At 65.9% G+C, this 23,977-nt stretch carries 24 protein-coding genes and 2 pseudogenes; 20 read left to right on the top strand and 6 right to left on the bottom strand.

From position 1 onward, the window contains the following. The 4 genes from AC1DN0_RS33605 to AC1DN0_RS33590 form a co-directional block, all read left to right on the top strand. A partial coding sequence (locus tag AC1DN0_RS33605; RefSeq protein ID WP_477146332.1) for a sigma-54 interaction domain-containing protein occupies positions 1–986 on the top strand: 986 nt, incomplete at its 5' end. A gap of 173 nt (positions 987–1,159) precedes the next feature. Continuing rightward, positions 1,160–2,521: an acyclic terpene utilization AtuA family protein gene (locus AC1DN0_RS33600; protein WP_441632466.1), complete on the top strand. Its 1,362-nt coding sequence runs from the start codon at positions 1,160–1,162 to the stop codon at positions 2,519–2,521. 14 nt (positions 2,522–2,535) lie between these two features. After that, a complete protein-coding gene (locus AC1DN0_RS33595; protein WP_441632468.1) occupies positions 2,536–2,874 on the top strand; it encodes a DUF4387 domain-containing protein in 339 nt (112 codons plus the stop codon). 152 nt (positions 2,875–3,026) lie between these two features. Next, positions 3,027–3,941 (top strand): tripartite tricarboxylate transporter substrate binding protein, encoded by a 915-nt coding sequence (locus AC1DN0_RS33590; protein WP_441632470.1) that lies wholly within the window; start codon positions 3,027–3,029, stop codon positions 3,939–3,941. A gap of 16 nt (positions 3,942–3,957) precedes the next feature. Here the strand turns inward: AC1DN0_RS33590 and AC1DN0_RS33585 are convergent, their stop codons facing one another. Then, on the bottom strand, positions 3,958–4,359 hold the full coding sequence (locus AC1DN0_RS33585; protein WP_477104206.1) for a hypothetical protein: 402 nt from the start codon (positions 4,357–4,359) through the stop codon (positions 3,958–3,960). A 174-nt stretch (positions 4,360–4,533) separates the two neighbouring features. Here AC1DN0_RS33585 and AC1DN0_RS33580 point away from each other — a divergent pair, with 174 nt between their 5' ends. Both AC1DN0_RS33580 and AC1DN0_RS33575 read left to right on the top strand, forming a co-directional pair. Then, positions 4,534–5,448, top strand: a complete 915-nt coding sequence (locus tag AC1DN0_RS33580; RefSeq protein ID WP_441632474.1) for a sensor histidine kinase — start codon at positions 4,534–4,536, stop codon at positions 5,446–5,448. Between the two features lie 13 nt (positions 5,449–5,461). Continuing rightward, the gene (locus AC1DN0_RS33575) at positions 5,462–6,223 is read left to right on the top strand and encodes a LytR/AlgR family response regulator transcription factor (protein ID WP_477146331.1); all 762 of its coding nucleotides are present in this window, start codon (positions 5,462–5,464) and stop codon (positions 6,221–6,223) included. 27 nt (positions 6,224–6,250) lie between these two features. On the opposite strand, the gene AC1DN0_RS33570 is transcribed toward AC1DN0_RS33575, so the two are convergent. Further along, positions 6,251–6,589 carry a 2TM domain-containing protein gene (locus AC1DN0_RS33570; protein ID WP_441632478.1) on the bottom strand — a complete coding sequence of 113 codons (339 nt, stop codon included), beginning with the start codon at positions 6,587–6,589 and terminating at the stop codon, positions 6,251–6,253. 336 nt (positions 6,590–6,925) lie between these two features. Between AC1DN0_RS33570 and AC1DN0_RS33565 the strand changes: the two genes are divergently transcribed. Then, positions 6,926–7,432 (top strand): DUF1993 domain-containing protein, encoded by a 507-nt coding sequence (locus AC1DN0_RS33565; RefSeq protein ID WP_441632480.1) that lies wholly within the window; start codon positions 6,926–6,928, stop codon positions 7,430–7,432. 102 nt (positions 7,433–7,534) lie between these two features. On the opposite strand, the gene AC1DN0_RS33560 is transcribed toward AC1DN0_RS33565, so the two are convergent. Continuing rightward, on the bottom strand, positions 7,535–8,737 hold the full coding sequence (locus AC1DN0_RS33560) for an MFS transporter (protein WP_441632482.1): 1,203 nt from the start codon (positions 8,735–8,737) through the stop codon (positions 7,535–7,537). A 106-nt stretch (positions 8,738–8,843) separates the two neighbouring features. Between AC1DN0_RS33560 and AC1DN0_RS33555 the strand changes: the two genes are divergently transcribed. The 6 genes from AC1DN0_RS33555 to AC1DN0_RS33530 all read left to right on the top strand — a co-directional run bounded on the left by AC1DN0_RS33555 (position 8,844) and on the right by AC1DN0_RS33530 (position 14,741). After that, entirely contained in the window at positions 8,844–9,749 is a 906-nt protein-coding gene (locus AC1DN0_RS33555; protein WP_441632484.1) for a LysR substrate-binding domain-containing protein, read from the top strand. A gap of 323 nt (positions 9,750–10,072) precedes the next feature. Continuing rightward, entirely contained in the window at positions 10,073–10,720 is a 648-nt protein-coding gene (queE, locus tag AC1DN0_RS33550) for a 7-carboxy-7-deazaguanine synthase (protein ID WP_276290641.1), read from the top strand. A 46-nt stretch (positions 10,721–10,766) separates the two neighbouring features. Continuing rightward, a complete protein-coding gene (gene queD, locus AC1DN0_RS33545) occupies positions 10,767–11,243 on the top strand; it encodes a 6-carboxytetrahydropterin synthase QueD (RefSeq protein ID WP_045238451.1) in 477 nt (158 codons plus the stop codon). 29 nt (positions 11,244–11,272) lie between these two features. Continuing rightward, a complete protein-coding gene (tadA, locus tag AC1DN0_RS33540; RefSeq protein ID WP_441632499.1) occupies positions 11,273–11,941 on the top strand; it encodes a tRNA adenosine(34) deaminase TadA in 669 nt (222 codons plus the stop codon). Continuing rightward, positions 11,938–12,912 (top strand): muramoyltetrapeptide carboxypeptidase, encoded by a 975-nt coding sequence (ldcA, locus tag AC1DN0_RS33535; protein ID WP_477104212.1) that lies wholly within the window; start codon positions 11,938–11,940, stop codon positions 12,910–12,912. Before tadA ends, ldcA begins: the two co-directional genes overlap by 4 nt. Positions 12,913–13,130: 218 nt before the next feature. Beyond that, positions 13,131–14,741 (top strand): ABC-F family ATPase, encoded by a 1,611-nt coding sequence (locus AC1DN0_RS33530; RefSeq protein ID WP_441632488.1) that lies wholly within the window; start codon positions 13,131–13,133, stop codon positions 14,739–14,741. A gap of 108 nt (positions 14,742–14,849) precedes the next feature. Here the strand turns inward: AC1DN0_RS33530 and AC1DN0_RS33525 are convergent, their stop codons facing one another. Continuing rightward, complete coding sequence (locus AC1DN0_RS33525) at positions 14,850–15,482, bottom strand: hypothetical protein (RefSeq protein WP_441632490.1); 633 nt, start codon at positions 15,480–15,482, stop codon at positions 14,850–14,852. A 198-nt stretch (positions 15,483–15,680) separates the two neighbouring features. On the opposite strand from AC1DN0_RS33525, the gene AC1DN0_RS33520 reads away from it, so the two are divergent. The 4 genes and pseudogenes from AC1DN0_RS33520 to AC1DN0_RS33505 all read left to right on the top strand — a co-directional run bounded on the left by AC1DN0_RS33520 (position 15,681) and on the right by AC1DN0_RS33505 (position 21,469). Continuing rightward, positions 15,681–17,114, top strand: a complete 1,434-nt coding sequence (locus tag AC1DN0_RS33520; RefSeq protein WP_441632491.1) for an aldehyde dehydrogenase family protein — start codon at positions 15,681–15,683, stop codon at positions 17,112–17,114. A gap of 247 nt (positions 17,115–17,361) precedes the next feature. Next, the gene (locus AC1DN0_RS33515; protein WP_441632493.1) at positions 17,362–19,827 is read left to right on the top strand and encodes a penicillin acylase family protein; all 2,466 of its coding nucleotides are present in this window, start codon (positions 17,362–17,364) and stop codon (positions 19,825–19,827) included. A 171-nt stretch (positions 19,828–19,998) separates the two neighbouring features. Further along, entirely contained in the window at positions 19,999–20,718 is a 720-nt protein-coding gene (locus AC1DN0_RS33510; RefSeq protein WP_441632495.1) for a glutamine amidotransferase, read from the top strand. Positions 20,719–20,762: 44 nt separating this feature from the next. Continuing rightward, positions 20,763–21,469, top strand: a pseudogene (locus AC1DN0_RS33505) (MOSC domain-containing protein). Positions 21,470–21,505: 36 nt separating this feature from the next. On the opposite strand, the gene AC1DN0_RS33500 reads toward AC1DN0_RS33505, so the two are convergent. Continuing rightward, positions 21,506–21,691 (bottom strand): DUF1289 domain-containing protein, encoded by a 186-nt coding sequence (locus AC1DN0_RS33500; RefSeq protein ID WP_045238471.1) that lies wholly within the window; start codon positions 21,689–21,691, stop codon positions 21,506–21,508. 286 nt (positions 21,692–21,977) lie between these two features. Here AC1DN0_RS33500 and AC1DN0_RS33495 point away from each other — a divergent pair, with 286 nt between their 5' ends. The 3 genes from AC1DN0_RS33495 (at position 21,978) to AC1DN0_RS33485 (ending at position 23,405) form a co-directional block, all read left to right on the top strand. Next, positions 21,978–22,454: a PaaI family thioesterase gene (locus AC1DN0_RS33495; RefSeq protein WP_441632501.1), complete on the top strand. Its 477-nt coding sequence runs from the start codon at positions 21,978–21,980 to the stop codon at positions 22,452–22,454. A gap of 9 nt (positions 22,455–22,463) precedes the next feature. Further along, positions 22,464–22,889, top strand: a complete 426-nt coding sequence (locus AC1DN0_RS33490; RefSeq protein ID WP_477146333.1) for a PaaI family thioesterase — start codon at positions 22,464–22,466, stop codon at positions 22,887–22,889. Between the two features lie 69 nt (positions 22,890–22,958). Beyond that, entirely contained in the window at positions 22,959–23,405 is a 447-nt protein-coding gene (locus AC1DN0_RS33485) for a PaaI family thioesterase (RefSeq protein WP_441632497.1), read from the top strand. A 245-nt stretch (positions 23,406–23,650) separates the two neighbouring features. Here AC1DN0_RS33485 and AC1DN0_RS33480 read toward each other — a convergent pair. Continuing rightward, positions 23,651–23,977 (bottom strand): annotated as a pseudogene (locus AC1DN0_RS33480) (L-asparaginase); the annotation flags it as partial.

Genomic DNA, 23,977 nt, shown 5'->3' with positions numbered 1-23,977 from the left:
TGCGTGAACTGGTCGCCCGCGTTGGGCGCAGCCAGGCTAGCACCGTGCTGATCTATGGCGAGACCGGGACGGGGAAGAGCCTGGTGGCGCGCATGCTCCACGCGCAGTCCAATCGGGCTGGGCGCGAGTTCATCGATATCAATTGCGCTGCGATTCCCGCCCAGTTGCTCGAATCCGAGTTGTTTGGCCATGAGCGCGGTTCGTTTACCGGCGCGGTCARCAGGAAGGAGGGACTGATCGAGGCGGCGAATGGCGGCACGGTCTTCCTGGACGAAGTCCGCGAGCTGGATCCTGTCATGCAGTCCAAGATCCTGACCCTGCTGGACACGCGGCGATTCCGGCGGGTCGGCGCGGTGCGTCCCATCAGCGTGGATGCCCGCTTTATCGCAGCGACCAACAAGATCCTGTTGAGCGAGGTCAAGGCCGGCAAGTTTCGCGAGGATCTGTATTACCGGCTGCAGGTGATCGCCATCAATATCCCGCCGCTGCGCGAGCGTGGCGACGACATTTTCCTGCTCGCGAGCAACGCGCTGGCGAAGTACAACGCGCAGTACGGCAGCCACTTCCGGCGGCTGGATCCGGAGGTGGAGCGCATTTTCCGCGCGTACCAGTGGCCGGGGAACGTGCGTGAACTTGAAAACCTGCTGGAACGCATCTGCGTGCTGGAGGAAGGCGATTGCATCCGGCCGTATCACTTGCCGGCGCGCATCCTGCGGGACGTGGCGCGCCCCGCGGGCGCAATGGACGATGCCGTGGCGCAGCCGGCTGCAATGGACGGGCATGCTGCGTCCGAGCGGGGGCAGGACTATTACGAGGCCACGGCACGCTTCCAACGCGCGCTGATTGAGCAGACGTTGGTGTCGTGCCACCAGGGCCTCAGTGCGGCGGCCGAGAACCTGGGGTTGAGCCGGCACGCTTTGCGGCACCAGATGATGAAGCTGGGCCTGCTGGCCCCGACTGCCGGAAGTGACGAAGAGGGGGCGTGAATTTCACGCAACTGCGCGCCTTCTTTCGCGTGAAAATCACGCGAAAGGCTGGATGTCTAATGCTAAGTTACTGAAATATAAAGATATCTACATGATTCGCCCTGTGGCATGCAATCTGCTCTAGATGAATCGTCAAGCCCGGCTTGGGGAAGACACCATCTGGAGAACACTGCATGCAGTCCCTGAAGATCATTTGCCCTAATGGCCATCTCGGCTTCGCGCCGTTGCGCACCGAGAGCTTTGGGTTGGGGGTGGAGGCGGGCCCTGACTACATCGCGGCCGATTCGGGAAGCGATGACGTGGGCCCGGTGCCGCTGGGGTCGGACACTTCGACGAGTCCCGAAGCGTGGCAACGGCACGATCTGGAGCAAATGTTGCTGGCGTCGCGCCGTCTCGGCGTGCCGATGATCATCGGCTCGGCCGGCGATACGGGATCGAACAGCCGCGTGGACCTGTACGTGCGGATCATCGGCGAACTGGCCGCCAAGCATGGCCTGAGGAAGTTCCGGGTCGGCTACTTCTATTCCGAGGTGGACAAGGCCTTTCTTCGCGAGTCAATGCGCGCCGGAAGGGCGGTGAGCGGGCTCGACGGCTTTGCAGACCTGACCGAAAGCGAGCTCGATGCGACCGACCGTATTGTCGCCATGGCCGGTGTTCATCCCTATGTAGAGCTGCTGCGCCAGGGCGCCGACGTGATCATCGGCGGGCGCAGCTCGGATGCCGCGGTCTTTGCCGCGCCGGCGCTACACCACGGCTTTTCCGCCGATCATTCCTATTACCTGGGCAAGGTGCTCGAGTGCGCGTCGTTCTGTGCCGAGCCCTATGGCGGCAAGGAGACCGTGATGGGCGTCATCTCGCACGACGACGTCCAGGTCACGGCGATGCACCCCGAGCAGCGCTGCACCGTCGCCTCGGTATCCGGCCATGCGATGTACGAGCGCTCCAATCCGTACGAGGAGTTCGTCGCCGGGGGCAAGCTGGACATGACGCATTGTCGCTACGAGCAGATGGGCAATCGCACCACGCGCATCACGGGCTCGCGCTTTATCGAGGCGGAAACGGTCCGGGTCAAGCTGGAAGGAGCGGGGAAGGTGGGCGAGCGCTTCGTCGGCCTGTGCGGCATCCGCGATCCCTACACCATTGCCAACGTGGACCGGGTGATTGCGTGGGCGCGCGAGCAGGTGCGCGTGCGTTTTGGCGACAGCGGCTATCAACTGCACTACAACGTGTACGGCCGCGATGGCGTGATGGGCGAGCTGGAGCCGCTGCGCGACCGCCCGGGGCACGAGCTCTGCGTGCTGGTGCAAGGGGTCGCCCCGACCCGCGAGATGGCCGAGGAGGTGACGATGATCGGCTTGCGCCAGATGTTCTATGCGCGGCTGCCTGACGTCAAAGGCACGGCCGGTTCGGTGTCATTCCCGCTGGATGAAGTCCTGCACGCCAGCGCGGCCTACCGTTGGACACTGAACCACACGGTGGAGGTGCAAGACCCCATGGCGCTGTTCCCCACCCACCTCATTGAAGTTGGCGTCTGAGCCTGGAGCCGCATATGACAACGACGACTACGAAGACAACGCAAAAACTGCATCAACTCGCCAAGATCATCCGCAGCAAGAACGCGGGGGTCAACAAGATCACTTTCGACATCATCTTTCGCGAGGCGCACGAGTACGAACACGTCAAGCGCTCGCGCGTGCTGAGCCGGGAAAGCATGGCCGCGCTATACGCGATTCCGGTCGAACGGATCTCGGATTTCGTCGAATACGATCCCGCGTACGCGATCAAGTTCACGATCTATCGCGCCCGGCCCAGCGGCAGCGCCGGCGATGGCGACATCTTTGGCGCCCAGCAGTACGCGCCGCTGCTGGACCTTGATATCCCTGCCTAGGCAGGACATCGCCGGATTCCACGGGACCCGGGTGGACACCCGGGTCCCGGTTCCTGACATCCATGCTGCTCTACCCACTGAGATAGGAGCGCCGAATGCGAAAGACGTTAGCCCACATTGCCCTGTTGCTTGCCGCGATGTCCGCGGTAACCATGGTGGCGGCCCAGACCGATGCCAAGGTGCCGCCTTTGATGAGAATTGTCGTGCCGTTTTCGGCGGGCGCGAGCAACGACGTGATCGCGCGTGCGATCGCGCCGGGGCTGGCAAAGCGCCTGGGGACCACGGTCATCGTGGAAAACAAGCCTGGTGCGGCAGGCGTCGTTGGTGCCGATTCGGTTGCCAAGGCGCCACGGGACGGGTCCGTGCTGCTACTGACGTCATCGACCTTCCTGACCGCTGCCGCCACCCAGCCTCGCTCGCCCTACGATCCGCTTGCCGCGTTCGCGCCGGTGTCCATGGTCGCCGAGGGGCCGTTGTTGCTGGCGGTCTCGTCCTCGACCCAGATCACGTCGCCGGCCGAGCTGATTGCGGCAGCGCGCGCCAAGCCAGGCGCGCTGACCTACGGCTCGGCGGGGATCGGTTCGCTGGCGCAGCTGGCGACGGAGTTGTTGTGCGACATCTCGAAAGTCCAGATGATGCACGTCCCGTACAAAGGGGCTTCCAACGCGATGATCGACCTGGCCGCGGGGCAGATCGACGTCATGATGTCCAATTACAGCTCGCTCGTGACGCAGCTGAAGTCCGGCAAGGTGCGGGCGCTGGCAGTGACCTCGCAGCGGCCGAACCCGGCGTTTCCCGAATTGCCATCACTGGCGACATCGGTGCCAGGCTATGGGATCGAGATCTGGGTCGGTGTCCTCGCACCTGCCGGCACGCCCGCGCCGCTGGTCCAGAGGCTGAACCGCGAGATCAATGAGATTGCTGCGTCGCAGGATGTGCGTGTCGTGCTTGAACCGGACGGCTCGGCGCCCAAGGCAATGAGTCCGTCCGAATTCGGCGCGCGCATGAGGCAGGATCTTGCGCAGTGGAAGCACATCGCCGGTGACCGGAAGATCGTGGCGGAATGAAAGGTGGGGAGAAGCCTTAGGCGCCGTCCAGCAAGTCGTGCGCGTTCAGGATCGCGTACGCTATATCCGGGTTTGTCTCAAGGCAACGCCGTATCGCCGCGGGAATGGCTTGCTTGGTCTTGCGGCACAACCCGGTTTGCTCCTCCACCTGGATGCTGATGCCGCGCACCGTGCGCACTTCGTGGATGCTGGGCGTGATCGTCAGCACGATGCCCAGTTGCGCGTACATGCGCCGCTCCATGTCCTTCAGGTCGGCAAGGCTCGACAGGCTTTCAAGGCGGGTGATCAGCCTTTTTTCTTCTTCCCTGGTCAGCCTCAGGATCCGGATGTCTGCCTGCGGGTCGCCCAGCAGGGTTTCGCGGCCGCACGTGCAGGCGCCTGGCGGACACTCCTTGCGAATCGGAAATGGGACGTTCATATCGTCGTCGGGGCGATGCGCATCATCCAGAGAGGGTAGCTGACTATCATAAATCAGGAGCCCACTGATCATCCGTCACTGGCGCCGCATTTCCGTCGGTCCGGCGCAAAGCGCCGCGGAACGCATATCTGCGGTGGTAAGCYCAAACTCTGTGCGAGCCCGATTCCTACACCTTTGCAGCCGACCTCAACCCAGTTGTGGCGTACCGTCGCCGACCAGCGCGCCTATGACGATGCCAAGCGGCGCGTCCGGTCGTTGCGTGGTTTCTATGCCCACGCCATCCTCTATGTGGCGATCAATACGATCCTGGTTGTCATCAATCTGATGACGGTTCCGCATCGGCTGTGGGTTTTGGGTCCCTTGTTTGGCTGGGGCACTGGCGTGGCCGTGCACGGCCTGTTGGTCTGGACCCGTGTCGGCCTGCTGGGCCGCCAGTGGGAGGAACGCAAGATCGCCGAACTGCTGGCGCGCGACCGGGTCCGTGTGCTGTCGACCGAGAAACAGCTGGTCGAGGCGCAGATGCGATTGCTGCAGGCCCAGATCGAGCCGCATTTCCTCTTCAATACGCTGGCGAACGTGGTGAGCCTGATCGAATCGTCTCCACCCCGTGCCACGCTGATGCTCGAGCATTTCATCGCCTACCTGCGGGCATCGCTGACGGCGAGCCGTTCGACGCAGGGAACCGTGGCCCAGGAGGCTGCGCTGCTTCACGATTACCTGGAGGTGATCAAGATCCGCATGGGTGAGCGCCTGAACTACACCATCGACATCGACCCCGGACTGGCCAAGGCGCCGCTGGCGCCGATGCTGTTGCAGCCGGTGGTCGAGAACGCCATCAAGCATGGCCTGGAGCCCAAGATCGAGGGCGGCCGGCTGGTGGTGCGGCTGCAGCGCCGCAACGATCGCATGCAGGCTTGCGTCGAAGACAACGGCTTGGGCTTCAAACCGTCCGATGGCTCGGGGGTTGGGTTGTCCAACCTGCGCGAGCGGCTGGCCGTCCTGTACGACGGCGATGCGCACGTGCGGATCGAAGAGCGCTCCCCGGGCACGGCCGTCCTGATCGACCTGCCCCTGCCTCCCATGACCTGAACGGAGATTCGTCATGACCCCGACCGCCGTGATCGCCGACGACGAAGAGCACCTGCGCGCGCACCTGCGTGCCAAGCTGGCCCGCCTGTGGCCCGAAATGCAGGTGCTGGCGGAAGTCTCCAATGGCTTGCAGGCGGCGGAAGCCATTTCCCGGCTGTCGCCCAGCGTCGCTTTCCTGGACATCAAGATGCCCGGCCTGTCCGGGCTGGATGTGGCGYAGGGGCTGGAAACCGACACCAGGGTGGTGTTCGTCACGGCTTACGATGAGTATGCGCTGGAGGCCTTCGAGCGGGAGGCGGTCGACTACCTGGTCAAACCGGTGACCGACGAGCGCCTTGCCCGCTCCGTCGAGCGTTTGCGCAAGGCCTTCAACGAGGCCGCGCCTGCGCCCGAGCTGGCCCGGCTGCTGAGCCAGCTGACGCGCCGGCTCGGCGGCGCCGAGGCGAGCGAGCCGCTGCGCTGGGTGCGTGCGAGCCGGGGGGATACGACCAGCCACGTACCGGTCCAGGAGGTGCTGTACTTCCAGAGCGACGATAAGTACACGGTGGTCAATACGCGCGACGGCGAGCACCTGATCCGCACCCCGCTGGCGGAGTTGGCCTGCAGCCTCGATCCCGAGTGGTTCTGGCAGATCCATCGGTCGACCATCGTCAACATGAACCATGTGGCGGGCACGCGGCGGGACGGCACCGGCCGCTTGTTTGTCCGGCTCCATGGCAGCCAGGCGGAATTGCCGGTGTCCCGGGCCTACATGCACCGGTTCAGGCAGATGTAGGCCGGGGCAGGGTGGATGGCCGCCGCTTCAGTCCCGGCCCATGAACTCGCGGATCTTGCGCTCCTCCCAGTCACGCCCGCGGCCGCTGATCCGGATCCAGACCACCAGGCCGTGCAGGCCCAGCGCCAGGCCCCAGGCCAGCGTCGTCCCCATCGGCCACGGCCAACTGTCCAGGTGATGGCGAGTCCAGTTCGGCGCAGGCAGGAAGAGGTACCGCAGCCACAAGAATGCATTGACGGCCAGGTACACCATCAGATGGATGTACCACCCGCGTAGCATCCTGACCAGGCGGGAAGCGCGCCTATAGGCCAGCGCTTCGGGGCCGGGAGGATCGCCGGAGGGGAATGGGTTCGGATCGGTTCTCATCGTTTGCGGTCTCACTGGAGCCTGGTATGGCCGTAGTGTTGTGCATCGGGCGGCAGCCGGGCCACCGCGGCGCGCCGGATCAACACGAAAACGTCGCCAGTGGTGGAAGGCGTTCGCCAGCCGCTGGACGCTTTTTGGGTTGTTCACGAGCCTGAATGGCAGACGGCTGACGCGTAACGCCGAGTTCCTCGGTCAGCAGTAGCATGCCACGCGCCAGCAGCCGGCCGGCGAAAAACTGCCGGAGGGTTTATCCTCGCCGTGTCGCTCACCCGGGCAGGGGCGCAATTCGCGCACCGGCAGGATGGCGCGTTCGGCAATCCCACCAAGGACTCCCCCATGTCACTTTCGATGTATGACGTATCGATCCCCGCCTTTATGCGGGCATTCGGCAGCCTGTCGGCCATCCTGGACAAGGGCGCCGCCTTTGCGCAGGCGCAGGGTATGGATCCTGCCGATTTGATCCAGACCCGGTTGGTGGCGGATATGGACCCGCTGTCGGCGCAGGTGCAGCGCGCCAGCGATAGCGCAAAGGGTTGCGCGGCGCGGCTGGCGGGAATCGAAATGCCGTCCTTCGCCGACACCGAGACCACTTTCCCGGAACTGCAGGAGCGCATTGCCAGGACGGTGGCGTTCCTGAAGACCATCGAGCCCGCCCAGCTTGAAGGCAGCGAGACGCGCACCATCGAACTCAAGCTGCGGCCCAATCCGGTGACGTTCGACGGCAAAACCTATTTGCTGGGCTTTGTGCTGCCAAACTTCTATTTCCACGTGACCACCGCTTACGACATCCTGCGCCATAAGGGCGTGCCGATTGGCAAGCGCGATTATCTCGGTCTGTCCTGACCGAAGGGCGCCCGTCCTGGCGCCATGCCGAGGGGAAAGGCGGCGAGGCCGCCTTGGCATCATGCCATGGGCGGCCTCGTCCGCAGGGGTGGCGCGCCGGGCTCAGGCCCCGCTGGCCGCCAGTTCGCGTTCGGCGGCGGGCTGCTGGTCAAGCCGGTCCAGGCGGCCGCTCCAGGCGGTCAGGCCCAGTGCCACCAGCACCACCAGCGCGCCAATCCACGGCGTATGCATCAGTCCCATGTGGGTCACGATCAGTCCGCCGGCCCACGCCGCGCCGGCAATGCCCAGGTTGAATGCGGCGATATTCAGGCCCGATGCCACATCCACCGCATCCGGCGCATAGCGCTCCGCCTGCTTGACCACATAGACCTGCAGGCCCGGCACATTGCCGAAGGCAACTGCGCCCCATGCCAGCACGGTAGCTACCACCAGCCAGCGGTGCGCTGCGGTGAAAGTCAGGGCGAACAGTACGAGCGCCAGCAGCAGGAACACGATCTTGAGCGCGGGAATGGGACCGTGGCGGTCTGCCAGGCGTCCGCCCCAGATATTGCCCGCGGCGACCGACACGCCGTAGACCAGCATGACCAGCCCGACCGCGCCGGCGCTGAAGCCCGACACATCCTGCAAGATGGGGGCGAGGAAGGTGAAGGGGATGAACGAACCGCCATAGCCGACCGCGGTCTTGGCGTAGACCAGCAGCAGGCGGGGCTCCGCCAGCACCTTGGCCTGTTGCAGCAGGGAGGCCGGGGCGCTGTGGCGGATATTGGCCGGCACGAACATCAGGCTGCCGACAAAGGCCACCAGGCCGAGCGCCGACACCGCGAGGAAGGTCTCGCGCCAGCCGAAATGCTGGCCGATAAAGGTGCCCAGCGGCACGCCTGTGACGAGGGCAACCGTCAGCCCGGTGAACATGATGGCGATCGCGCTCGCGGCCTTTTCCTTCGGCACCAGGCTGGTAGCGATGGTGGAACCGATCGAGAAGAAGACGCCGTGGGCCAGGCCGGTCAGTATCCGCGCCAGGATTAGCGATTCGTAGCCGGGTGCCTTCCATGCCAGCAGGTTGCCCAGCGTGAACAGCGCCATCAGCGACAGCAGCAGCGCCTTGCGCGGCAGGCGGCCGGTGAGGGCGGTCAGCACGGGGGCGCCAATGGCCACGCCGAGCGCATAGAGGCTGACCAGCAGCCCGGCCGAGGGCAGCGTGATCCTGAGGTCGGCGGCGATGGTGGGAATCAGGCCGACGATGACGAATTCGGTGGTACCGATGGCAAACGCGCTGATGGTCAGCGCGAACAGGGCAATGGGCATGGTTAGCTCCAGGAGCGTCCGGGAATTGGGATGGGCGCAGTTTGCCGCTGTCTTTGTTGCGGAATAAGTGGGTGATCTGGATAAGATATTTGATTAGTATTCAAGAATGAAGATCACTCTCGAAGAACTGCAGGCCTTTGCCACTGTGGTGGATAGCGGCTCCATTACGGCCGCGGCCGAGCAACTGGGGCAGACCGTGTCGGGGATCAGCCGCGCGCTGAGCCGCCTGGAGGAGAAGGTGGGCACGACGTTGCTGCACCGGACCACCCGGCGGCTGGCCTTGAGCGAGGAGGGCGAGGCGCTGCTGGCGCATGGCCGCGCCATCCTTGCCTCGGTCGAACTGGCGGAGGAGCAGATGGCCGTGCGCCGCCAGCAGCCGGTGGGGCGGCTGCGGGTCAATGCGGCATCGCCCTTCATGCTGCATGTGGTCGTGCCGCTGGTCGGGGAATTCCGCCGCGCCTATCCCGGGATCGAGCTGGAACTCAATACCAACGACCAGATCATCGACCTGCTGGAGCACCGCACCGACGTGGCGATCCGTATTGGCCCGCTGCGCGATTCCACGCTGCATGCCCGGTCCCTGGCCAGCAGCCGGGTGCGCGTGCTGGCCAGTCCGGCCTATCTGAAGGCAAGGGGTCGCCCGGAAACGGTGGCGGACCTTGCCGGCCACAGCCTGCTGGGCTTCAACCAGCCGGATTCGCTCAACCGCTGGCCCCTGCGCGGCGCCATGGGCGAGGAGGTGCAGATTGCGCCGCATCTGGCGGCGTCCAGCGGCGAGACCCTGCGCCAGCTGGCGCTGGCCGGCGAGGGGCTGGTCTGTTTGTCCGATTTCATGACCGAGGCCGACCGGCGCCGCGGCGATCTGGTCCAGGTGCTGATGGGGAGCACCATCGACGAACGGCAGTCCATCAATGCGGTCTACTACCTCAACACCCAGCTTTCGGCGCGCATTGCCAGTTTCCTGGACTTTGTCGGCGAGCGGTTGCGTACGGCCGGCTGGGCGAAAGTCTAGGCGGGTATGTGGCCCGGAGCAGACTTGTCTCCGGAGCAGGGGAAGGAGGTAGAAGAGGGGGCGGCTGGAGCCGATCCCGTACCTGTGCGAAAATAGCGAGTTAGCCGCAGCTTGCCCGCCATTCGCCGCGCGTCGCTCCCCTGGAACACTCCTCCCGGCCTCCGCCATGCGCGACCCGGGACTTGCCTGCGCCATGCGCAGTTTGCCGGCCCCCGGCCTGAGCGCTCCGCCGACGTGTTTCGCCGACGCGCCTCGCCGTCGGGCCGCATCGTGACTGCATCACCCACAATTACCTACAGCTACCTAAAGCTTTACCAGCCAGCATGACTTACGCCGTCAAGGAAATCTTCTACACACTGCAGGGCGAAGGCGCCAACGCGGGCCGTGCCGCAGTGTTCTGCCGCTTCTCCGGATGCAATCTCTGGAGCGGCCGGGAGGAAGACCGTGCCAGCGCGGTCTGCCAGTTCTGCGATACCGACTTCGTCGGCACCGACGGCACCGAGGGCGGCAAGTACCGCACCGCCGATGCGCTCGCCGACATGGTCGCGGCCCAGTGGCCGCAGTCCGTGGAGAGCAGCGCCGCCGGACGGCCGCTGGTGGTCTGCACCGGCGGCGAGCCGCTGCTGCAGCTTGACGCGCCCCTGATCGACGCCCTGCATGCGCGCGGCTTCGAGATCGCCATCGAGACCAATGGCACGCTGCCGGTGCCGGACGGCGTCGACTGGGTTTGCGTGAGCCCCAAGATGGGCGCCGAACTGGTGGTCAAGCGCGGCGACGAGCTCAAGGTGGTGATTCCCCAGGATGGCCAGGATTTCGCCGCATACGAGCGCCTTGATTTCCGCTATTTCCTGGTGCAGGCCATGGACGGCCCGCTGGCACGGCAGAATACCGCCCTCGCGGTGGACTTCTGCCAGCGCCGCCCGCTCTGGCGCCTCTCGCTGCAAACCCACAAGCTGTTAGGCATCCGGTAAATCGCACCGGCACGCTTCGGCATCCCCTCGGCACCCATCGGCCCTCATGAACAAGCAAGTTTCCATTACCCGCCGGCTGGAGTTCGACTCCGGCCACCGTATCCCCAACCATGGCGGCCAGTGCCGCAACATCCATGGCCATCGCTATCGCCTTGACCTGACGCTGTCGGGCGAGGTGCTGCATCGCGCCGGTGCCTCGGACGAGGGCATGATCCTGGATTTCAGCGATATCAAGGCGCTGGCCACGGAGCACCTGGTCTCCAAGTGGGACCACGCCTTCCTGATCTATCGCGGCGACACGGCGCTGCTGAATTTCCTGCAGACCATGGACGGGCACAAGACGGTCGTGCTCGATGCGATTCCCACCGTGGAGAACCTGGCCCAGATCGCCTTCGACATGCTCGCGCCGGTGTTCAAGGATTGCTTTGGCCACCAGTTGCAGCTCACGCGCCTGGTGCTGTTCGAGACCCCGAACTGCTGGGCCGAGGTCAGCGCCGCCTTCACCCTGCCCGCGCAGGACTGAGGCGGCCGACCCAGCGCATGCCAGCCGAGATGAACGCGCCGATCCTTCCGCCGCAGGCGGCCGACGCCAGTGCCGATCCCGCCCTGGAGCGCGACCGCCGCTACATGCAGGCCGCGCTCGACGAGGCACGCCTGGCCGAAGCCGCCGGCGAAGTGCCGGTGGGCGCGGTGGTGGTGTGGAACGACACCATCATCGCCCGCGGCCATAACCTGCCGATCCGCTCGGTCGATCCCTCCGCCCACGCGGAAATGCAGGCACTGCGCGCCGCCGCGCAGGTGATCGGCAACTACCGCATGCCGGAGTGCGAGTTGTACGTGACGCTGGAACCGTGCGTGATGTGCAGCGGCGCCATCCTGCATGCGCGGATCCGCCACGTGGTGTTTGGCGCCACCGATCCCAAGACGGGCGCCGCCGGCAGCGTGCTCAACCTGTTCGAGCAGGCCCAGCTCAATCACCAGACCACGATCGCCGGCGGTGTGCTGGCCGACGACTGCTCGCGCATGCTGAAGGATTTCTTCGGCGGCAGGCGCCGGGCGCAGAAGGCTGCCCAGAAAGCGGCGTTGGCAGCGGCGCAGGCAGCGGCTGGCGACGCTTCCGGGAGCGATGCCCGGCCCGTCGCGCCGGGTTGCGCGCATTGCAGCCGCGAAGTCACCACTCGTTCCACTGAAACCGACCCAAGCCAAAACCCCGAAGCATGAGCCAGCCCACGACCACGCCCACGCCACCCACTGAAGTCCGCCTGATCGCTTCGTCGGGCTATCCGCACGATGTCGCCATCGCCGCGCGCGGCTGCGCCTGGCTCAAGGGACATGGCTTCCATGTCGGCAATCCGGACGTGCTGGCGCGCCGCTACCTGCGCTTCGGCGGCAGCGATGCCGAGCGCCTGGCGGACCTGCATGCCATCGGCACCGGCATGGCGCACGAGCTGACGCTGGCGGTGCGGGGCGGCTACGGCATTGCGCGGTTGCTGGAGCGCGTGGACTTCGCCCGCATCGCCGAACAGGCGCGCGCCAGCCAGACGCCAATCGTCGGGCATAGCGATTTCACGGCCTTCCAGCTGGCTTACCTGGCGGCCACGGGCGGGGTCACTTTCGCCGGCCCCATGCTGCTGGCGGATTTCGGTGTGGACGTGGTCGATCCGTTCATGTGGGAGCATTTCGACGGCGTGCTGCGCAATCCGGCGTATGCCGTCGACGTGGCCGCGCCGCAGGCCGGCGGCCAGCCCTTTACCGGCACGTTGTCGGGCACGCTGTGGGGCGGCAACATGGCGATGCTGTGCAGCTTGCTGGGCACGCCCTTCATGCCGGCCGTGGAGGGCGGCATCCTGTTCCTCGAGGACGTCAACGAGCCGCCATACCGGATCGAGCGCATGCTGCTGCAGCTGGACCAGGCCGGCGTGCTTGGCGCGCAGCGCGCGATCGTGCTGGGCGACTTCTCCAACTACCGCGTGACCGATTACGACAATGGCTACGACCTGCCCGCGGTGGTGGCTTACCTGCAGGAGCGGCTGGACGTGCCGGTGCTCACCGGCCTGCCGTTCGGCCACTGCCCGCGCAAGCTGACCCTGCCGGTGGGCGGGCAGGCGCAGTTGAGCGCACGTGCGGACGGCTTTTCGCTGTCGCTGTCGGGGTATCCGGTGTTGAAAGCAGCGGTATCCACCCACATCTGAGGCCTATCGCTTCGTTCCTTTGCCCGCGAGTGGTAAAATCGCGGGTTGTTTCCCGATTTCCCCGCCAGGGCCCCCGCGCCAACGCACCGCCAGGTCGCCACGCCGGGCCTTTAGCCGCCCACGCTGCCAAGCGATCAGCATTTTGCCCGGTCCTTGGCAAGCGGCAGCCCGAGGCAAGCGCGAGTCCCGCGCCTCATCATCCATACAAGGTTCCAGACGTGCTTTCTACCGCAAACATCACCATGCAGTTCGGCCCCAAGCCGTTGTTCGAGAATATCTCGGTCAAGTTCGGCGAGGGCAACCGCTACGGCTTGATCGGCGCGAACGGCTGCGGCAAGTCGACCTTCATGAAGATCCTCGGCGGGGATCTCGAACAGTCCGCCGGCACCGTCATGCTGGAGCCGGGCGTGCGCCTGGGCAAGCTGCGCCAGGACCAGTTCGCCTATGAAGACATGCGTGTGCTGGACGTGGTCATGATGGGCCACACCGAGATGTGGGCCGCCGCCGCCGAGCGCGACGCCATCTACGCGAACCCCGAAGCGACCGACGAAGACTACATGAAGGCCGCCGAGCTGGAAGCCAAGTATGCCGAGTACGACGGCTACACGGCCGAGGCGCGTGCCGGCGAACTGCTGCTGGGCGTGGGCATCCCCACCGACCAGCACCAGGGCACCATGAGCAACGTGGCGCCGGGCTGGAAACTGCGTGTGCTGCTGGCGCAGGCACTGTTCTCGAACCCGGACGTGCTGCTGCTCGACGAGCCGACCAACAACCTGGACATCAATACGATCCGCTGGCTGGAACAAGTGCTCAACGAGCGCAATTCCACCATGATCATCATTTCCCACGATCGCCACTTCCTGAACTCTGTGTGCACGCACATGGCCGACATGGACTACGGCACGCTCAAGGTCTACCCGGGCAACTACGACGACTACATGGAAGCCTCCATGCAGGCGCGCGAACGCCAGCTGGCGGCCAACACCCGTGCCAAGGAGCGTATCGGCGAACTGCAGGACTTCGTGCGCCGCTTCTCGGCCAACAAGTCCAAGGCACGCCAGGCCACCTCGCGCCTGAAGCAGATCGACAAGATCAAGGTCGAGGACATCAAGCCGTCATCGCGCCAGAACCCGTTCATCCGCTTCGAGTTCGAGAAGAAGCTGCACAACCTGGCGGTGGAAGCGGAAGGCATCACCAAGACCTACGACCGCAAGGTCATCAACAACCTGTCGATGGCGATCCAGGCCGGCGAGCGCGTGGCCATCATCGGCGAGAACGGCGCCGGCAAGACCACCTTGCTGCGCAGCCTGCTGGGCAGCACCATCAAGGGCGGCGTGGAAGTCGATCGCGGCACCATCAAGTGGGCCGAGAACGCCAATGTCGGCTATATGCCGCAGGACACCTTCGAGGAATTCCCGGTCGACCGCGACCTGATCGACTGGATGAGCCAGTGGACCCAGGCCGGCGACGACGACCAGTCGCTGCGCGGCACCATGGGCCGCCTGCTGTTCTCCGCCGACGACATCAAGAAATCCGTCAAGGTGCTGTCCGGCGGCGAGAAGGGCCGCATGATCTGGGGCAAGCTGATGCTGGGTCGCCACAATGTGCTGGCGCTCGACGAGCCGACCAATCACATGGACATGGAATCGATCGAGTCACTGCAGATCGCGCTGGACAAGTTCACCGGCACGCTGGTCTTCGTCTCGCACGACCGCGTGTTCGTCAGCGGCCTGGCCACGCGCGTGATCGAAGTGCGCAACGATGGCACGCTGACCGATTACCTGGGTACGTATGACGAGTACCTGGAGTCGCAGGGTATCGACGGCTAAGCCAGCCGGAAGGGCGCCGGGCAACCGGACTGCCCCGCAGGAAACGAGAAGGGCCGCCATGTGCGGCCCTTCTCGTTTTTCCCCCTTCATGCAATCCAGGACGGCGGCTCAGGCAGCCGCATGCCCGTCGTCGCGCACCATCCTGTCGAGCTGGTCGATGATGGCGCCGGCCGTGATTTCGCCTTTGGCCTTGTGCAGGGCCGTGTAAAGCGGGTCGCGCAGTGCTGCAAGTTCGGCGAATCCGGCGGCCTTTTCCACCTTGACCTGCAGCAGGTAGCCGCGCAGGCCGAGATGATGGCCGATGACATCCGTATAGAAGTGATAGAGCTGCTGGTAAGTGCCGCCAGCCTGTTGGTCGGCGGATTGGGACGCGTGCTGAGTCGCATCGGCTTCGTCCGGTGGCTGCATGCTGGCGCTCCGCATGGCGTACATGGAAAAGACGCTGTCGGCCTTGCGGTCCGGATCGTCAGCGCTGGCCGCCGCCGCGACCGGGTTTGCTGGGGTAGTGCCGGATACGGCAAGCTGCGGGGCGGGTTCCGCGTGGATCAGCCCGGCATCCAGCAACGCTTCGATGGCCTCTGGTCCCACCCCCATGCCACCGGTCTGGGCCAGCAGCTCGCTGCGCCGGCGCTCGCCGTTGACGATCAGCAGCAAGGCGCGCAATTTATGGTCCAGCTTGCGCGAGCGTGTGCGTATTTCGTCCTGGCCTTGCTCGGTTTTACGGAAAACCGGATCAGTCATGTCTCCCTCCCTTTGTTCTTGGCTGTGCAGTTTGCTGCACTACGCACCAGGCGGCTCGCCGGCCGATTATCGCCACGTTGTTAGAGGAGCACTGGCGCGCTGCAAAAAAAAAGAGTCGCCAAACCGCACTACAATGTGGTGCACCAGAAAAGTAACAAAATTTGCACCCGCCTATTCACCCAACTGAAAACTGTGGCCATGCAACAACGAGACAAACTCTTTATCAACGGTAAGTGGGTTGCCCCGCACGGTACCGGCCTGATCAACGTTATCCATTCCACGACCGAGGCCGTCATGGGCCGTATTCCGGAAGGCCATGCGCGCGACGCCGAGGACGCCATCCAGGCGGCGCGGGCCGCCTTCGACAGCTGGTCGGCCACGCCGCCCGGCGTGCGCGCCGGCTATATCCGCAAGATCGCGGAGGGCCTGAAGGAGCGCAGCGAGGAACTGGCCCAACTGATTGCGGGCGAAGTCGGCATGCCGATCAAGCTGGCGCGCGCCATCCAGGTGGGCGGCCCGGTCTACAACTGGGCGCAGGCCGCCAAGCTCCTCGACACCTTCGCCTTCGAGGAAGAGGTCGGCAACTCGCTGGTGGTGCGCGAGCCGGTGGGCGTGGTGGCGGCCATTACGCCGTGGAACTACCCGCTCAACCAGATCACGCTGAAGGTGGCGCCGGCGCTAGCCGCGGGCTGTACCGTGGTGCTCAAGCCGTCTGAAGTGGCGCCGCTCAACGCCTTCGTGCTGGCCGAGGTGATCGAGGCCGCCGGGCTGCCGCCGGGCGTGTTCAACCTGGTCACCGGCTATGGCCCGGTGGTGGGCGAGGTCCTGGCCAGCCACCCCGAAGTGGATATGGTGTCGTTCACGGGTTCCACGCGGGCCGGCAAGCGCGTGTCGGAGCTGGGCGCGCAGAGCGTCAAGCGCGTGGCGCTGGAGCTGGGCGGCAAGTCCGCTTCGGTGATCCTGGACGACGCGGACCTGCCTGCCGCGGTCAAGGGCACCATCGGCGCCTGTTTCCTCAATTCCGGCCAGACCTGCTCGGCGCACACCCGCATGCTGGTGCCGCGCGCACGGTACGACGAGGTCAAGGCCATCGCCAGGAAGGTGGTCGAGGGCTATACGGTGGGCGACCCGCTGCAGGAAACCAGCCGGCTTGGCCCGCTGATCTCCGCCGCGCAGAAGGATCGCGTGACCGGCTATATCCAGCGCGGCATCAACGAGGGCGCCGAACTGGTGGCGGGCGGTCCCGAGGCGCCGGAAGGCCTGGACAAGGGCTTCTTCGTCAAGCCGACGGTGCTGGGCAATGTCGATCCCAAGGCGACGGTAGCGCAGGAAGAGATCTTCGGCCCGGTGCTTTCGATCATCTGCTATGACACCGAGGAAGATGCCGTGCGCATCGCCAATGACAGCATTTACGGGCTGGGTGGCGGCGTGTGGTCGGGCGACGAGGCCCGCGCCATCCGCGTGGCGCGCCGCATCCGCACCGGCCAGGTCGATATCAACGGCGGCCCGTTCAATATGCAGGCGCCGTTTGGCGGCTACAAGCAGTCCGGCAACGGGCGCGAGGCGGGCAAGTACGGCCTGGAAGAGTTCCTCGAGTACAAATCCCTGCAACTGAAGAAGCCGGCCGCCTGAGACCGGCAGCCGGCGGGGCGGGTGCGCTGAACCATGCGCACTCGCCCCGCAGCAGGAACGATGCCCGGCTGGTCCGGGCATTTTTTTGGCCGCCAAGCCCGCTCGCCCCAGCGCTGCGGCTTCGGCGATAATGCCGGAGTTCCGCCTGCCTGCCATGCGCCTGCGAGCGTGCCGGCGGGCCAAGGGACACGGGAAAAGAACATAAATAACGACGCGGGTGCGGCGTGCCACGCGGGGAGAGGGAGCGATGCGTTGGTTGAAACGGCTGGCCTGGCTGGTATTGATGCCGGCGGTGCTGGTAGTGGTGGGCACGCTGGGTGCCTATGTCTGGTACCGGCAGGCATCGCAGCCGCTGACCGCCGGCACGCTGAAGCTGCCCGGCCTGCGCGAGAGCGTGTCGATCGTCAGGGACCGCCACGCCGTGCCGCACATCAAGGCGGCCAATGCGCAGGATGCCTACTTTGCGCTCGGCTTCGTCCATGCGCAGGACCGCTTGTGGCAGATGCAGATGAACAAGCGCATTGCGGCGGGCCGCCTGGCCGAGATCCTGGGGCCGCCCGCGCTCGATACCGACCGCTTCCTGCGCACCCTGGGCGTGCGGCGCAACGCCGAAGCCATCCTTGCCCAGTCCTCCGACGAGACGCGCGCCGCGTTGCAGGCCTATGCCGACGGCGTGAATGCCTATATCGATGGCCGCAAGGGGCCGTTGCCACCTGAATTCCTGATCCTGCGCACGCAGCCCGAACACTGGGAGCCGGTCGATTCGCTGGCCTGGCAGACCATGATGGCGTGGGACCTGGGCGGCAACTGGACCCAGGAGACGCTGCGCATGCGGCTGGCGCAGGTGCTGCCGGTCTCGCGCATCAGTGAACTGCTGGCGCCTTATCCCGGCGAGCGGCCGCTTCGCACCATGGACTACGGCAACCTCTACCGTCACCTGGCGCCGCTGGCTACCGCCATGGCGCGCGTCGAGCAGCAGGCGCCGCCCGGCTACGTGGAGGGGATGGGTTCGAATAACTGGGTGGTGTCGGGCGCCCATACGCGCTCGGGCAAGCCGCTGCTGGCCAATGATCCGCACCTGGGGCTGCAGGCGCCGGCGCTTTGGTACTTCGCGCACTTGCAGGCGCCCGGGCTGGACGTCACGGGCGCCACGCTGCCGGGCACGCCGGTGGTGGCGCTTGGGCATAACCAGCGCATCGCCTGGGGCTTCACCAATACCGCCCCCGATGTGCAGGACCTGTTCATCGAGCGCCTGCAGCCGGGCAGCACTCAGCGCTACCAGATCCCGGACGGCTGGGCGGATTTCATCACGCGCACCGAGACGATCCACGTCAGGGGCGCGCCGGACGTGACCCTGAGCGTGCGCGAGACGCGCCATGGCCCCGTGATTTCCGACGTGGCCGAGCCCGTGGCGACCGCCGCGGCGCCGCTTGGGGCGCAGTACGTCGTGGCCTTCCAGTGGACCGCGCTGCGCGCCGACGACCGGACCTTGCAGGCCGGGCTGGCGTTGAACCGCGCTACCGACTGGGCCAGCTTCCTGAAGTCGCTGCGCGATTTTCATTCGCCCCAGCAAAATATCGTCTACGCCGATGTGGACGGCAACATCGGCTTTATCGCGCCCGGCCGCGTGCCGCTGCGTCGCGCCGACAACGACCTGAAGGGTTTGGCGCCGGCCCCTGGCTGGGATGCGCGCTACGACTGGACCGGGTTTATTCCATTCGACCAGTTGCCGCGCAGCTTCAATCCGCCCGAGGGCGTGATCGCCACCGCCAACCAGAAGATCGTCGAGGACGATTACCCGTATTTCCTGACCAGCGAATGGACCGTGCCATATCGCTACCAGCGCATCCGCACGCTGATCGATGCCACCCAGCGGCATACCATGGACAGCTTTGCCGCGATCCAGAAAGACACGCTCTCGCTGGCCGTGCGCGATGCCTTGCCGCTGCTGCTATCGGCCTCATTCGCCAGCAATCCGGCGCTGCCGCCTCGCGAGCGCGCGCTGATCGAGTCGCTGCGCAAATGGGACGGCGATATGCAGGCCGGCCTTGCCGAGCCGCTGGTGGCCACGGCCTGGCTGCGCGAGCTGTCGCGCGGGTTGTTCGAGGACAAGGTGGGCGATACGCTGTTCAGCCGGCTGTGGGAGCAGCGCAACGTACAGCAGCCCATGCTCAACGTGTTGCGCAATCCCAGGGGGCTGGGAGCGTTCTGGTGCGACGATGGCAAGACACCCGGCCAGGAGGACTGCGACGATGCCATTGGCACGGCCTGGCGCCATGCCATCGCCGACCTGGACCAGCGCTATGGCGACAAACCTGAGCGCTGGCGCTGGGGCAAGGCCCACACGGCTCGCTCCGAGCACAAGCCATTCGGCAAGCAGCCTTACCTGGCGGGTTTGTTCAACGTCAAGGTGCCGACTGGCGGTGACACTTACACCGTCAACGTGGGGCGCCACAACCTGCGCGACGAGGCGGCGCCGTTCGAGAGCGTGCATGCGGCAAGCTTGCGCGCCATCTATGACTTGTCCGACCTGTCCGAATCCCGCTTCATGGACTCGACCGGACAGTCGGGCAACATCATGTCCACGCACTACCGCGACTGGACCGACAAGTGGGCAGCCGTGCAATACATCACCATGGCGGCAGGCCGCCGCGCGCCGGGCAACGAAGCCTTCGATACCCTGGTGCTGCAACCTGCGGGCGCAGGGCGCTGAGACTGGCTTGCCTCCGGTGCCGGGGCACGGGTGCCGGACGGAAGCATCATGCCGTGATGCTTTGCGCGGAAACCGGATCCACGCGGGGCGTGCTGCACATGGCGCATGCAGCGCCGGTCGTATGCCGCTAATATCGGTGCTTTGCGTCGATCCAACGGGATGCCCGCCGCCATGTCCACTACCACCAGAGCCCTGACCACCCATGTGATCCAGCACGTTGCGTTCGAAGACGCCGGCGTGCTGGGCGACGCCTTGCGCGAGCGCGGGCATACCCTGCGCGTGCTGCGCGCGGGCATCGACGACCTGAGCGTCATCAGGGAGCAGCCAGCCGATCTGCTGGTGGTGCTGGGCGGCCCCATCGGCGTGTACGAGAACGAGGCCTATCCCTGGCTGGACGGGCAGATCGACATCATCCGGGCCCGGCTGGATGCCGGCGCGCCGATGATCGGCGTCTGCCTGGGCGCGCAGTTGATTGCGCGCGCGGCCGGTGCGCGCGTCTATCCGGGCACGCGCGAGATCGGCTGGGCGCCGGTCCAGCCCACGCCGGCGGGCCGGGATTCGCCACTGGCCGAGCTGGAGGCCGCCGACTGGCATGTGCTGCACTGGCACGGCGATACTTTTGACCTGCCCGCGGGCGCCCGGTTGCTGGCCTCGACTCCGGCGGTAGTGCACCAGGCCTATGCCATCGGCCAGCATGTGCTGGCCCTGCAGTTCCATCCCGAGGTGAGGCCCGGCGAGCTGGAAGGCTGGCTGGTTGGGCACACCGTGGAACTCGGCAAGGCCGGCATCGATCCGCGCGTGATCCGGGCGCGCACGGCAGAGATCGGCGACCGGGTGGCTGCGGCGGGCCGGCGCATGTTTGACCGGTGGCTGGATGAGGCGGGCTTGTGACGCCCGTCTCGGACCAGCAGGGCAATGCGCAAGCGGCGGCCAGCATGCCCCTGCTGACAACGCGAGTCGACTGCGTACTGCTGGGCGCGGTGCGCCCCTTCGGGCCGAAAGGCGTGCCCAGCGGCATGGACAAGCAGCCGGTCGGGTCTGCTGTGCGCGTCACGGCACTGGGCCTGGCCGGGGACGAGCAGGGCGACCCCAGGCACCATGGCGGTCCGGAAAAGGCCGTTCACCATTACGCCTTCGACCACTACCCGGCCTGGCGCCAGGAACTGGCCGCGCATTCCACGCAGGCCGCCGAGGTGCTGGCGCGGCCCGGCGCGTTTGGCGAGAACGTGAGTAGTGCCGGACTGACCGAAGCCGATGTCTGCATTGGCGATCGTTTCCGCCTTGGACGGGCGCTGGTCGAAGTCTCCCAGGCTCGCCAGCCCTGCTGGAAGCTGAATCACCGTTTCGGGCATGCGGGCATGGCGCGCGCGGTCCAGCAAAGCCTGCGCACCGGCTGGTACTACAGGGTGCTGGAAGAGGGTGAGTTKATCCCTGGCGACAACCTTGTGCTGGTGGAACGGCCTTGTCCCGACTGGAGCCTGCGCAGATTGCTGCATGTGCTGTATGTGGATCGGCTGGATACCGGCGCACTGGCCGCGATGGCGGCATTGCCGGCACTGGCCGAGAGCTGGCGCAAGYTCGCGCGCCAGCGCCTGGAGCGCGCGAAGTGGAAGATATGGAGGGTCGCCTGGCGGGCGGTTGAATGCGGGCCGGCGCCGTGCCGGCCGAGTGCGGGAGATCAGCCCTGGCGGAAGCGCTTTGCCGTTGCTTCGCGCGTGATGCGTTCCCACACCGCCTGTTTTTCCGTGTCGTCCAGGAAGACCCAGTTGCTGACCTCCATGGCGGTGCGGCCGCAGCCCTGGCAGATCTCATCGAACAAGGTCGAGCAGATGCCGATGCAAGGGCTGTCCGGCCGGTCGAACAGTCCTTCGTCGCCGCGCGGGGAACTGGACTGTGACTCCGGCTGCCCACTGGATTGCGGGGCGAGCTGGCTGGCGTCTTGCGGGTTTGAAGGCATGCGGCGGAAAGGCGGGCGGGATGGGCGGACATTATAAACGGCTGGCCGCGCCGGCACCGGCGAAGGGATGGTTCGCAGGGCGCGGCGCCGTTGCGGCCGCTTGCCCATTGCCGATTACCGTCAAGGTAATTGAGCGTCGCCGCCGCCGCGCCTAGGCTGTACGTGTCCCGACCCGCTTCAGCAGGAGCCCATGATGCTGTCCCTGATTCCCGCCTTGTCCAGCGCAGCAAGCGCCGCCGCCACGCCTTGCGTCGATCCGCGCATCCGCCACTACGTCGAGCAGGTGCTGATGGGCTCGCCGGTGGCGCGTGCCGTTGGCATCGTGCTGGATGTGTTGACATCCGACCACGTTGAATTGCTCTTGCCCTTCAAGGCCGGCAACGTGACGGTGGGCGAGATCGTGCATGGCGGCGTGATCGCGACCCTGATCGATGTGGCGGGTGCCGCCGCGGCAGCTTCCGGTGTCGATGCCGACAGCATGCGCGGCGGCGCGACCAGTTCGCTGAATATCCAGTATCTCGAAGCGGCCGGCGGGGCTGACCTGCGCGCCGTCGCGACCGTGGTGAGGCGAGGGCGCCGCCAGGTGGTGACCGAGGTCGCTGTCTACGCGGAAAGGGCGGACCAGGCCGAACTGGTAGCCAAGGCCCTGATGAGCAGCGCCTTGTTCTGATCTGAACGGCTGCGCAGGCTGGCAGCGATCAGCCAGCTTGCCCGCTGCCTGCATCCCGCGGCTCCGCATCTAGTTGCCGCGCCAGTTCTTCCGCGGCCCGCCGGATCGGCTGGCCGCTGCGCGCCACCTTGGCGAGAATCAGCGCGCCCTGCCAGCCGCAGAGCCAACGCGCGGGGCTTTGCCCACGGCGGGCTGATCACTGCCCTGGCCGACAACGCCATGGGCCTGTCGTGCGGGATGCAGTTCGCCGAGCCGCGCAGTCTTGTCACCGTGAATCTTTCGATCGATTTCCTCAGCGTGGCCAGGATCGGGCAGTGGCTGCTGTTCGAGACATCCTTTACCAAGGTTGGCGGCACCCTGTGCTTTGCGCAAGCCTTCGTCACGGCCGATGGCGTGGCTTGTGCCCGGGCCAACGCGACCTTCCGCGCGATGTAGCAGTCGTTGCCGGCGCCGCCGGCATTTTTCACCGCGTTCCCACCCACGCAAACCAGGCAGGCAAATGCAATGACAAGCAACGTGTATTCGCTGGAAGTACTCAAGAAGGTCAATTTGACCGCCGCATTCAACCGTTGGCTCGGCTTCGAGGTCATTCGCGCGGAGGGTGGGGAGGCGGAACTGCGCATGCCCTGGCAGGACGAGGCCACGCAGTACGCTGGTTTCCTGCACGCGGGCGTGATCGGGGCATTGATCGATACCGCCTGCGGCTACGCTGCCACCACGGTGGCGGGGCCGGTCCTGGCATCGCATTACTCGGTGAACTGCATGGCGCCTGCCGTGGGGCAGGCCTTCGTGGCGCGCGCTACCGTGGCCAGGGCGGGCAAGCGGCAGGTGTTCGCGCGGGCGGATGTGTTCGCGGAGCAGGACGGAGAGCTTCGCCTGGTGGCTTCGGGCGAGGTGATCCTGGTGCCTGTGGATTCGCCTGCCGCCAAGGTGCCATCACAAGCGGTTTAGCCCATTAGTGCAATTAACGGCCAAATTTTTGCCACCCACGAAAAACCGGCGCCGTCCCGCAGGCGTGTGATAGTTCAAGCGTGAAGGACTTCGGCGCAGCCAACCGCCTGCAAGGCAGGGGGCAAGGCCAGAATGGAAGAATGGAAAATGGCAGTCCGGTCGCTGCGCGACCGGACTGCCATTCAGGAGGCGCGGTCATGCCGCGCGGGACCTTCAGCAAGCCGTGGAAGCCGTGCTCAATACGCTCAATACTTCCACAAGATCTTCTGCAGTTCCTTGCTGTCGTTGGTCTTTGTCAGCGCCAGCGCCATCAGGATGCGCGCCTTTTGCGGCAATTGGTCGTCGGTCACCAGCCAGTCGTACTTGTCGTCCGGCTGCTCGGCGTTGCGGATCACCGCGCCGCTGCCGGTGCGCGAGGCGCGCACGATCTGCACGCCCTTGGCGCGTGCCGCCTTGAGCGGCTCGACCATGTAGTCGCCCACGCTGCCGTTGCCGGTGGCGGCATAGACGTGCCGCCTTGAGCGGCTCGACCATGTAGTCGCCCACGCTGCCGTTGCCGGTGGCGGCATAGA

It is taken from the genome of Cupriavidus sp. 05N39, assembly GCF_056397325.1.
The sequence above is the reverse complement of the archived record's forward strand: the minus strand, read 5'-3'. Positions and strand labels throughout refer to the sequence as shown.